Source organism: Rhodobacter sp. TJ_12 (genome assembly GCF_020023995.1).
In the GTDB taxonomy this organism is placed as follows: domain Bacteria; phylum Pseudomonadota; class Alphaproteobacteria; order Rhodobacterales; family Rhodobacteraceae; genus Rhodobacter.
Genome location: NZ_NRRD01000053.1, coordinates 1 through 819 on the forward strand (window position 1 = coordinate 1; position 819 = coordinate 819).

Here is an 819-nt window from a genome sequence, read left to right on the forward strand (position 1 = left end):
AGCACCCGCCGTGTGTCTCCCGTGATAACATTCTCCGGTATTCGTAGTTTGCATCGGGTTGGTAAGCCGGGATGGCCCCCTAGCCGAAACAGTGCTCTACCCCCGGAGATGAATTCACGAGGCGCTACCTAAATAGCTTTCGGGGAGAACCAGCTATCTCCCGGTTTGATTGGCCTTTCACCCCCAGCCACAAGTCATCCGCTAATTTTTCAACATTAGTCGGTTCGGTCCTCCAGTTAGTGTTACCCAACCTTCAACCTGCCCATGGCTAGATCACCGGGTTTCGGGTCTATACCCTGCAACTTAACGCCCAGTTAAGACTCGGTTTCCCTTCGGCTCCCCTATACGGTTAACCTTGCTACAGAATATAAGTCGCTGACCCATTATACAAAAGGTACGCAGTCACCCCATTAAGAGGCTCCCACTGCTTGTACGTACACGGTTTCAGGTTCTTTTTCACTCCCCTCGCCGGGGTTCTTTTCGCCTTTCCCTCACGGTACTGGTTCACTATCGGTCAGTCAGGAGTATTTAGCCTTGGAGGATGGTCCCCCCATATTCAGACAGGATACCACGTGTCCCGCCCTACTCATCGAGCTCACAACCTGTGTGCTTTCGTGTACGGGGCTGTCACCCTGTATCGCCGGACTTTCCAGACCGTTCCACTAACACACAAGCTGATTCAGGCTCTGGGCTGCTCCCCGTTCGCTCGCCGCTACTGGGGGAATCTCGGTTGATTTCTTTTCCTCGGGGTACTTAGATGTTTCAGTTCCCCCGGTTCGCCTCGTTTGACTATGTATTCATCAAACGATAGTGCAACGG

The 819-nt window shown here is 52.9% G+C and carries 1 rRNA gene; it reads right to left on the minus strand.

What is annotated here, in order from left to right:
- Window positions 1-819: ribosomal RNA gene (locus tag CKO11_RS17105) — 23S ribosomal RNA — on the minus strand; the annotation flags it as partial.